The sequence below is a fragment of the Pseudomonas sp. NPDC089534 genome, assembly GCF_044749305.1.
GTDB lineage: Bacteria > Pseudomonadota > Gammaproteobacteria > Pseudomonadales > Pseudomonadaceae > Aquipseudomonas > Aquipseudomonas ekonensis.
Genome location: NZ_JBIVHR010000047.1, coordinates 39,467 through 48,479 on the forward strand (window position 1 = coordinate 39,467; position 9,013 = coordinate 48,479).

The 9,013-nt window shown below is 64.8% G+C and carries 9 protein-coding genes; 6 read left to right on the top strand and 3 right to left on the bottom strand.

The genetic code is table 11. From position 1 onward, the window contains the following. The first annotated feature begins 117 nt into the window (after positions 1–117). Together ACIP0B_RS16060 and purT are read left to right on the top strand one after the other, a co-directional pair. Entirely contained in the window at positions 118–585 is a 468-nt protein-coding gene (locus ACIP0B_RS16060; protein WP_085656070.1) for a VUT family protein, read from the top strand. 100 nt (positions 586–685) lie between these two features. Next, positions 686–1,867, top strand: coding sequence for a formate-dependent phosphoribosylglycinamide formyltransferase (gene purT, locus ACIP0B_RS16065; protein WP_400833553.1), 1,182 nt, complete (start codon positions 686–688; stop codon positions 1,865–1,867). A gap of 111 nt (positions 1,868–1,978) precedes the next feature. On the opposite strand, the gene ACIP0B_RS16070 is transcribed toward purT, so the two are convergent. The 3 genes from ACIP0B_RS16070 to ACIP0B_RS16080 all read right to left on the bottom strand — a co-directional run bounded on the left by ACIP0B_RS16070 (position 1,979) and on the right by ACIP0B_RS16080 (position 5,718). Next, complete coding sequence (locus tag ACIP0B_RS16070; RefSeq protein ID WP_400833556.1) at positions 1,979–3,295, bottom strand: MFS transporter; 1,317 nt, start codon at positions 3,293–3,295, stop codon at positions 1,979–1,981. Between the two features lie 368 nt (positions 3,296–3,663). Next, the gene (locus ACIP0B_RS16075) at positions 3,664–4,893 is read right to left on the bottom strand and encodes a transporter associated domain-containing protein (RefSeq protein WP_400833559.1); all 1,230 of its coding nucleotides are present in this window, start codon (positions 4,891–4,893) and stop codon (positions 3,664–3,666) included. 12 nt (positions 4,894–4,905) lie between these two features. Continuing rightward, positions 4,906–5,718 carry an inner membrane protein YpjD gene (locus tag ACIP0B_RS16080; protein WP_400833561.1) on the bottom strand — a complete coding sequence of 271 codons (813 nt, stop codon included), beginning with the start codon at positions 5,716–5,718 and terminating at the stop codon, positions 4,906–4,908. A 211-nt stretch (positions 5,719–5,929) separates the two neighbouring features. Here ACIP0B_RS16080 and ffh point away from each other — a divergent pair, with 211 nt between their 5' ends. The 4 genes from ffh to trmD form a co-directional block, all read left to right on the top strand. Beyond that, positions 5,930–7,306, top strand: a complete 1,377-nt coding sequence (ffh, locus tag ACIP0B_RS16085; RefSeq protein WP_400833563.1) for a signal recognition particle protein — start codon at positions 5,930–5,932, stop codon at positions 7,304–7,306. Positions 7,307–7,556: 250 nt separating this feature from the next. Then, a complete protein-coding gene (gene rpsP, locus ACIP0B_RS16090) occupies positions 7,557–7,808 on the top strand; it encodes a 30S ribosomal protein S16 (RefSeq protein WP_085581235.1) in 252 nt (83 codons plus the stop codon). A gap of 5 nt (positions 7,809–7,813) precedes the next feature. Continuing rightward, a complete protein-coding gene (gene rimM, locus ACIP0B_RS16095) occupies positions 7,814–8,350 on the top strand; it encodes a ribosome maturation factor RimM (protein ID WP_085581237.1) in 537 nt (178 codons plus the stop codon). Positions 8,351–8,353: 3 nt separating this feature from the next. Next, positions 8,354–9,013: tRNA (guanosine(37)-N1)-methyltransferase TrmD (trmD, locus tag ACIP0B_RS16100; RefSeq protein ID WP_400833566.1), on the top strand; the 660-nt coding region annotated here is incomplete at its 3' end.

The window sequence follows — 9,013 nt, forward strand, 5'->3', positions numbered from 1 at the left end:
GCCCAAGGTGCGCCGCCGATCCACTGTGGGAGCCGGCCTGCCGGCGATGGCGCCCCCTCCCTTGGCCCGGTGCCCGCCCTGAAGTACCCTGTGCGCCAATCCGACAGGTCGCCCCCCATGCTCTTTCTCATCGCCTACATCAGCAGCGTCGTGCTCATCAACTTCGCGTTCTCCACCGCGCCGCACCTGGACATCATCTGGTCGGCCTGGGGCGGGCTGGTGTTCGTGCTGCGGGACATGGTGCAGACCCGCTACGGCCACGGCGCGATCGTGGCGATGCTGGCGGCGCTGGTGCTGTCCTACGTCACGTCCGATCCGTCCATCGCGCTGGCCAGCGCCACGGCGTTCGCGGTGTCCGAGTGCATCGACTGGCTGGTGTTCAGCGTCACCAAGCGTCCGCTGCGCGACCGCCTGTGGATCAGCTCGGCCCTGAGCATTCCCCTCGATACGTTCATCTTCTTCGGCATGATCGATGCGCTGACCCCGCCGGTGATCATCACCGCCCTGGCCTCCAAGTTCGCCGGCGTCACGGCGGTGTGGCTGATCATGGCCTGGCGCGAGCGCAAACAGGCTGTCGCCGGCTGAAGCCAAAGCCTGCGGTTCATGTAAAATGCCGCGCTTTCTCCCCATGGGAAGTGCGCCTTTGGCCGCGACCCTCGATGATCCGCTGCTTTGAGGACCTGAGATGACCCGTATCGGAACTCCGTTGTCGCCGACCGCGACCCGCGTATTGCTGTGTGGCTGTGGTGAGTTGGGCAAGGAAGTGGTGATCGAACTGCAACGCCTGGGCGTCGAGGTGATTGCCGTTGACCGCTACGCCAATGCGCCGGCCATGCAGGTCGCCCATCGCAGCCACGTGATCAACATGCTCGACGGCGCCGCCCTGCGCGCCGTGATCGAAGCCGAGAAGCCGCATTTCATCGTGCCGGAAATCGAAGCCATCGCCACCGCCACCCTGGTGGAGTTGGAAGCCGAAGGCTTCACCGTGATCCCGACCGCCCGCGCCGCGCAGTTGACCATGAACCGCGAAGGCATCCGTCGCCTGGCCGCCGAAGAGCTGGATCTGCCGACCTCGCCGTACCACTTCGCCGATACCTTCGAGGACTACAGCAAAGCCGTTCAGGACCTGGGCTTCCCCTGCGTCGTCAAACCGGTGATGAGCTCCTCGGGCAAGGGCCAGAGCCTGCTGCGCAGCGCCGATGACGTACAGAAGGCCTGGGACTATGCCCAGGAGGGCGGCCGTGCCGGCAAGGGCCGTGTGATCATCGAAGGCTTCATCGACTTCGACTACGAAATCACCCTGCTGACCGTGCGCCACATCGGCGGCACCACGTTCTGCGCGCCGGTCGGCCACCGCCAGGAGAAGGGCGACTACCAGGAGTCCTGGCAGCCGCAGGCCATGAGCCCGGTTGCGCTGGCGGAGTCCGAGCGCGTCGCCAAGGCGGTGACCGAGGCGCTGGGCGGCCGCGGCCTGTTCGGCGTCGAGCTGTTCATCAAGGGTGATCAGGTGTGGTTCAGCGAAGTGTCGCCACGCCCGCACGACACCGGGCTGGTGACGCTGATTTCCCAGGACCTGTCCCAGTTCGCCCTGCATGCCCGGGCGATCCTCGGCCTGCCGGTGCCGCAGATCCGTCAGTTCGGCCCGTCGGCGTCGGCGGTGATCCTGGTGGAAGGCCAATCGACCCAGACCGCCTTCGCCAACCTCGGCGCTGCCCTGAGCGAGCCGGACACCGCGCTGCGCCTGTTCGGCAAGCCGGAGGTCAACGGTCAGCGCCGCATGGGCGTGGCTTTGGCCCGCGACGAGTCGATCGAAGCGGCCCGCGCCAAGGCGACCCGCGCGTCCAAGGCTGTCGTGGTCGAGCTGTAAACCGAGGCGCGCCTATCGCCAGCAGGCTGGCTCCCACAGGTATCGGGGTGTCACAGATTTTGTGTGCACCCAATCCCTTGTGGGAGCCAGCCTGCTGGCGATGCCTTTGATTCAGGCAACCTGATTCAGATCGTTGTGGCGCGTTTCCTTCAGGCACAGCACGGCGATCAAGCTCAGCACCGCCGCCCCCGACACATACCCGCCGACGTAACCCAATCCCCCCATCGCCACCAGCTTCTGGGCAAAGAACGGCGCCGCCGAGGCCCCGACGATGCCGCCCAGGTTGTACGCCGCCGACGCACCGGTGTACCGCACATGGGTCGGAAACAGCTCCGGCAGCAGTGCGCCCATCGGGGCGAACGTCACGCCCATCAGGAACAGCTCGATGCACAGGAACAGTGCCACGCCCGCCGTCGAGCCCTGGGTCAGCAACGGCTCCATCAGGAAACCGGACAGGATCGCCAGCACGCCGCCGACGATCAGCACCGGTTTGCGGCCGAAGCGGTCGCTGGCCCAGGCCGACAGCGGTGTCGCCGCGGCCATGAACAGCACCGCGAAGCACAGCAGCCCGAGGAAGGTTTCGCGGCTGTAGCCGAGGGTGGACACCCCGTAGCTCAGGGAAAACACCGTCGAGATGTAGAACAGCGCGTAGCACACCACCATGGCCGCCGCGCCGAGCAGGGTCGGGGCCCAATACTGGCTGAACAGCTCGACCAGCGGCACCTTGACCCGCTCCTGGCGGGCGATGGCGTTGGCGAACACCGGGGTTTCGTGGAGCTTGAGGCGCACGTAGAGGCCGACCATCACCAGCACCGCGCTGAGCAGGAACGGGATCCGCCAGCCCCAGCCGCGGAACTGCTCGTCGCTCAGGCCCATGGCCAGCGCCAGGAACAGGCCATTGGCCGCCAGGAAGCCGATGGAAGGGCCCAGCTGCGGAAACATGCCGAACCATGCCCGTTTGCCCTTCGGCGCGTTTTCGGTGGCCAGCAGCGCCGCGCCGCCCCATTCGCCGCCCAATCCCAGCCCCTGGCCGAAGCGCAGCACGCAGAGCAGGACCGGCGCCCAGGCCCCGATGCTGTCGTAGCCCGGCAGCACGCCGATCAGGGTGGTGCAGACCCCCATCAGCAGCAGCGAGGCCACCAGCGTCGACTTGCGCCCGATGCGGTCGCCGAAATGGCCGAACAGCGCCGAGCCCAAGGGGCGGGCGAGGAACGCGATGCCGAAGGTGAGGAAGGCCGACAGCATCTGCGCCGTGCCGGAGGTCTGCGGAAAGAACACCGGCCCGATCACCAGCGCGGCGGCGGTGGCGTAGACGTAGAAGTCGTAGAACTCGATGGCGGTGCCGATGAAGCTGGCCGTGGCCACGCGGGTGGTGGAGTTGGCCGGCGGGGCGGCGTCGGTTTCGCGGTAAGCGGTATGGGTCGTCATGCGGTGATCCCTGACAGTCATGAGCTCCATTGGAGCGAATTATTATGGTCGAGCACCCAGGGATGTGGGATCAGGCGCGAGCGCTGTTTCAGGTAGGAACAGTCGTCGGTGTGAAGCGGAATGTGCCGGTGGTCAGGCCGAAACCTATCGGATGCCGGGTAGGCGCGCGGTTCGGCGGGGCTGGGTAAGCGCCCCGATTATAGGAAGCCGGCTAACGGTCAAACAAGAGGACAAGATCCTGAAGGGAGTTTGGCCCTTGTGGTGAGGGCGCTTGTCGCACCGACCCGCCGGGTTGCGGAGCAGCCCCATTCGGCGGTCGCTGCGCAACCGAGCGGGAGCAAGCTCCCTCGCCACAGGCCCTGCGCAGGTCAGACCTTGGCAGGGGGCGAGCTGGTGTGCCAGATCAGCACCTTGCTCACCCGGTTCTCCTCGGTTTCGAGGATCTCCAGCCGGTAGCGGCCGATCTTCAGGCACACCGCGCTCTCCGGGATGCTTTCCAGGGCTTCGGTCACCAGGCCGTTGAGGGTGCGCGGCCCGTCGCTCGGCAGGTGCCAGCCCAGGCACTTGTTCAGCTCGCGGATCGAGGCGGCGCCGTCGATCACCATCCGGCCGTCGGCCTGCGGGTGGATGTGCGGGTTGTCGAGGCTGTGCTCGCTTTCGAATTCGCCGACGATCTCTTCCAGGATGTCTTCCAGGGTGACGATGCCGAGCACTTCGCCGTACTCGTCCACCACCATGCCCAGGCGCCGCTGCTGCTTGTGGAAATTCAGCAGCTGCAGCTGCAGCGGGGTGCTTTCCGGCACGAAGTACGGCTCGTAGCTGGCGGCCAGCAGGGCTTCGCGGGTCAGTTGGCCATTGTCCAGCAGGTGGCGGATCTGGCGGGTGTTGAGCACCGCCTCCACCTGGTTGATGTCGCTGTGGAACACCGGCAGGCGCGTGCGCTTGTTGTGGCGCAGCTGTTCGGTGATGGCCTCGATCGAGTCGTCGAGGTTGATGCCGTCGACGTCACTGCGGGGCACCAGGATGTCGTTGACGGTGATGTTGTCCAGCGCATGGATCCCCACGACCGGGTGAGGGCGGCCGGACGGATGCTCCGGGGGTTCCCGGTCCGTCGGGGTGTCGTCGCTCTGCTGCACGACCTGGGCCTTGCGGTCGAGCGGCCGCATCAGCAACCGGCTGGCGGCGGCGAACAGCCAGGCGGCGGGGTAGACGATCTTCAGCGGCACCGGCAGCAGCGCGTTGCCGAACGACAGCACGGCATCGGGATAACGGCGGGCGAGGGTGCGCGGGAAGTGGTCGGCGAAGATCAGCAGCGCGGCGACGGCGCCGAGGCTCGCCACCCAGGGGCCGTTCTCTTCGCAGAGAAAGATCGCCAGCAGCGTGGCCAGCACCACGGCGAGGGCGCGGCACAGGGTGTTGCAGAAGATCAGGCTGTCGAGCGGGAAGCCGAGCCTGGCGAGCGGCTTGTCGCCGGAGCGCGACGCGGTGCGTTGCGCCAGCAGGTGCTGCTGTGCGATTTCCACGGCGGTGAACAGCCCCGACCACAGAATCAGCAGGACGAACACCGCGATCATCGGCCCTATGGGCAAACCGTCCATTTATGTCGCCCGTCAGATGTGCAGGATGTATTCGCGGACCAGTTTGCTGCCGAAGTACGCAAGCATCAGCAGGCAGAAACCGGCCAGGGTCCAGCGGATCGCCTTGTGGCCGCGCCAGCCCAGGCGGTTGCGGCCCCACAGCAGCACGCTGAACACGACCCAGGCGAGGCAAGCCAGCAGGGTCTTGTGCACCAGGTGCTGGGCGAACAGGTTCTCGACGAACAGCCAGCCGGAGATCAGCGACAGCGACAGCAGCGTCCAGCCGGCCCACAGGAAGCCGAACAGCAGGCTTTCCATGGTCTGCAGCGGCGGGAAGTTCCTGATCAGCCCGGACGGGTGCTTGTGCTTGAGCTGGTGGTCCTGGACCAGCAGCAGCAACGCCTGGAACACCGCGATGGTGAACATGCCGTAGGCGAGGATGGACAGCAGGATGTGGGCCAGGATGCCCGGTTCCTCGTCGATCACCTGCACCGTGCCGGTCGGGGCGAGCTGGGCCAGCAGCACCGTGACGGCGCCGAGGGGGAACAGCAGCACCAGCAGGTTCTCCACGGGGATCCGCGAGCAGGCCAGCAGGGTCAGGGCGATGACGGCGGCGGCGATCAGGCTCGAGGCGCTGAAGAAGTCCAGCGCCAGGCCGACCGGGGTCAGCAGGTGGGCGAGCAGGCTGGCGCCGTGGGCCAGCACGGCCAGCACGCCGAGCGTGACCAGCCGGCGCTTGTCGGCCTTGGCGCCGGTGGCCAGGCGGGTGCCCTGGTAAAGGGTCGCAGCGGCGTACAGAAGGGCGGCGGCGAGGGTGGTCAGCAAACTGGGTGACAAGGGGAGCATAAGTCCTGTTAGGCAAGCCCGAAAGGCGCTGAGTGTGGCATAGAACGGCCACGGCACGAAAGACCGCATGACCCGACGGCGAGGTGTCCGCCGGCCGCAGTCTTCGCTATAATCCGCCGCCTGCCCACGCCGCAGGCTCGCCGGCCACCTGTTTGATTCCGGTTCGGGCCGCCATTATCCCGGTCTACACAGGGCCTGAAAGGATCGCGCAATGTTTGAAAACCTAACCGACCGTCTCTCGCAGACGCTGCGCCATGTCACCGGCAAGGCGAAGCTGACCGAGGACAACATCAAAGACACCCTGCGCGAAGTGCGCATGGCGTTGCTCGAGGCCGACGTCGCCCTGCCGGTGGTCAAGGACTTCGTCAATTCGGTCAAGGAACGCGCCGTCGGCACCGAGGTGTCGCGCAGCCTGACGCCGGGCCAGGCGTTCGTGAAGATCGTCCAGGCCGAACTCGAAAGCCTGATGGGCGCGGCCAACGAAGACCTGAACCTGAGCGCGGTGCCGCCGGCCGTGGTGCTGATGGCCGGTCTGCAGGGCGCCGGCAAGACCACGACCGCCGGCAAGCTGGCGCGCTTCCTCAAGGAGCGCAAGAAGAAGTCGGTGATGGTCGTGTCGGCGGACGTCTACCGTCCGGCCGCGATCAAGCAGCTGGAAACCCTGGCCAACGACATCGGCGTGACGTTCTTCCCGTCGGACCTGAGCCAGAAGCCGGTCGACATCGCCCAGGCCGCTATTAAAGAAGCGAAGCTCAAGTACATCGACGTGGTCATCGTCGACACCGCCGGCCGTCTGCACATCGACGAAGAGATGATGGTCGAGATCAAGGCGCTGCACGCCTCGGTCAATCCGGTGGAGACCCTGTTCGTGGTCGACGCCATGACCGGCCAGGACGCCGCCAACACGGCCAAGGCCTTCGGCGATGCGCTGCCGCTGACCGGCGTGATCCTGACCAAGGTCGACGGTGACGCCCGTGGCGGTGCCGCGCTGTCGGTGCGCTCGATCACCGGCAAGCCGATCAAGTTCATCGGCATGGGCGAGAAGAGCGAAGCGCTCGAACCGTTCCATCCTGAGCGGATCGCGTCGCGGATCCTCGGCATGGGCGACGTGCTCAGCCTGATCGAACAGGCCGAGCAGACCCTCGACAAGGAAAAGGCCGACAAACTGGCCAAGAAGCTGAAGAAGGGCAAGGGCTTCGACCTCGAAGACTTCCGCGATCAGCTGCAGCAGATGAAGAACATGGGCGGCCTCGGCGGGCTCATGGACAAGCTGCCGAACATCGGCGGCATGAACCTGTCGCAGATGGGCAACGCCCAGGGCGCGGCGGAGAAGCAGTTCAAGCAGATGGAAGCCATCATCAACTCCATGACCCCGGCCGAACGCCGCGACCCCGAGCTGATCAGCGGCTCGCGCAAGCGCCGGATCGCCCTGGGTTCCGGCACCCAGGTGCAGGACATCGGCCGCTTGATCAAGCAGCACAAGCAGATGCAGAAGATGATGAAGAAGTTCTCCGCCAAGGGCGGCATGGCGAAAATGATGCGCGGCCTGGGCGGCATGATGCCCGGCGGCGGAATGCCCAAGCTCTGAAGAATCTGCGCCGGTCGTCGTACCGGCGCTGAACCCGCAAGGACGCGGGATCCACGGCAAACCCGCATACGGCGGGAGCTGACCGGCCGTTTTCATCGACGGCTCCATCGCAAATCTGCACGGCATGCCACAGGCGCCGGAAAAAGTCATTTGCAAAAGTCCGGATATTCCTTAGAATATGCGGCCTTTCGGGCACCCATGCCCGCTGTGCATTTAGATTTGCAGCACCGACTACAGGAACGATGTTCACATGCTAACAATCCGTCTTGCCCTTGGCGGCTCCAAAAAGCGCCCGTTTTACCACCTGACCGTAACCGACAGCCGCAATCCGCGCGACGGTTCCCACAAAGAGCAGGTTGGTTTCTTCAACCCTGTTGCCCGTGGTCAGGAAGTTCGTCTGTCCGTAAACGAAGAACGCCTGAACTACTGGCTGAGCGTTGGCGCACAGCCATCTGAGCGCGTTGCTCAGTTGCTGAAGGAAAAAGCCAAGGCTGCAGCCTGAGCGATATGAACGCGACGCCAGAAAAAGCGGACGACCTGATCGTCGTCGGCAAGATTTTTTCGGTTCACGGCGTTCGCGGCGAGGTGAAGGTCTTTTCCTTTACCGATCCGATTGAAAACCTGTTGGGTTACCGCAACTGGACGCTTCGGCGCGAAGGCGTGGTCAAACAGGTCGAGCTGGTCAGTGGCCGTTCCACTCAAAAGGATCTGGTCGCCAAGCTCAAAGGCCTCGACGATCGTGATGAAGCCCGTCTTCTGAGCGGTTACGAGATTTGCATCCCGCGAAGCCTTTTGCCCGACCTGACTGCCGACGAGTACTACTGGTACCAGTTGGTGGGTCTGAAGGTCATCAACCAGGACGAACAGCTGTTCGGCAAGGTTGATCACCTGTTGGAGACCGGCGCGAACGATGTAATGGTGGTCAAGCCCTGCGCAGGCAGCCTGGATGATCGCGAGCGGTTGTTGCCCTACACGGAGCAATGCGTGCTGGCCATCGACCTTGAGGCAGGCGTGATGAGGGTGGAATGGGACGCGGATTTCTAAGCGATGGCGAGCCTGCGCGTAGAAGTCATCACGTTGTTCCCCGAGATGTTCTCGGCCATCAGTGAGTACGGCATCACCAGTCGTGCGGTCAAGCAGGAGCTGTTGCAGCTGACCTGCTGGAATCCGCGGGATTACACGACGGATCGGCATCACACTGTGGACGATCGCCCGTTTGGCGGTGGTCCGGGCATGGTGATGAAGATCAAGCCCCTGGAAGACGCCCTGGTTCAGGCCAAGGCAGCGGCAGGGGAAGCGGCGAAGGTGATTTACCTGTCCCCGCAAGGCCGTCAGCTGACTCAGCCGGCGGTTCGCGAGCTGGCGAAAGAGGATGCATTGATCCTGATCGCCGGCCGTTACGAAGGCATCGACGAGCGTTTCATTGAAGCTCATGTCGATGAAGAGTGGTCGATCGGTGACTATGTACTGTCTGGCGGCGAGCTGCCGGCCATGGTGCTGATCGACGCGGTTACACGACTGCTGCCCGGAGCTTTAGGGCATGCGGATTCCGCCGAGGAGGATTCCTTTGCGGATGGTCTGCTGGATTGCCCGCACTACACCCGACCGGAGGTGTATGCGGATCAGCGTGTTCCCGACGTGTTGCTGAGTGGCAATCACGCGAACATCCGGCGTTGGCGTTTGCAGCAGTCCCTTGTTCGGACCTAT

Excerpts from the sequence above, each read along its gene's own strand:
- ACIP0B_RS16070 (WP_400833556.1), bottom strand. The coding sequence starts at position 3,295 with ATGACGACCCATACCGCTTACCGCGAAACCGACGCCGCCCCGCCGGCC.
- rpsP (WP_085581235.1), top strand. The coding sequence starts at position 7,557 with ATGCTAACAATCCGTCTTGCCCTTGGCGGCTCCAAAAAGCGCCCGTTT.
- ffh (WP_400833563.1), top strand. The coding sequence starts at position 5,930 with ATGTTTGAAAACCTAACCGACCGTCTCTCGCAGACGCTGCGCCATGTC.
- ACIP0B_RS16080 (WP_400833561.1), bottom strand. The coding sequence starts at position 5,718 with ATGCTCCCCTTGTCACCCAGTTTGCTGACCACCCTCGCCGCCGCCCTT.
- purT (WP_400833553.1), top strand. The coding sequence starts at position 686 with ATGACCCGTATCGGAACTCCGTTGTCGCCGACCGCGACCCGCGTATTG.
- ACIP0B_RS16075 (WP_400833559.1), bottom strand. The coding sequence starts at position 4,893 with ATGGACGGTTTGCCCATAGGGCCGATGATCGCGGTGTTCGTCCTGCTG.
- ACIP0B_RS16060 (WP_085656070.1), top strand. The coding sequence starts at position 118 with ATGCTCTTTCTCATCGCCTACATCAGCAGCGTCGTGCTCATCAACTTC.
- rimM (WP_085581237.1), top strand. The coding sequence starts at position 7,814 with ATGAACGCGACGCCAGAAAAAGCGGACGACCTGATCGTCGTCGGCAAG.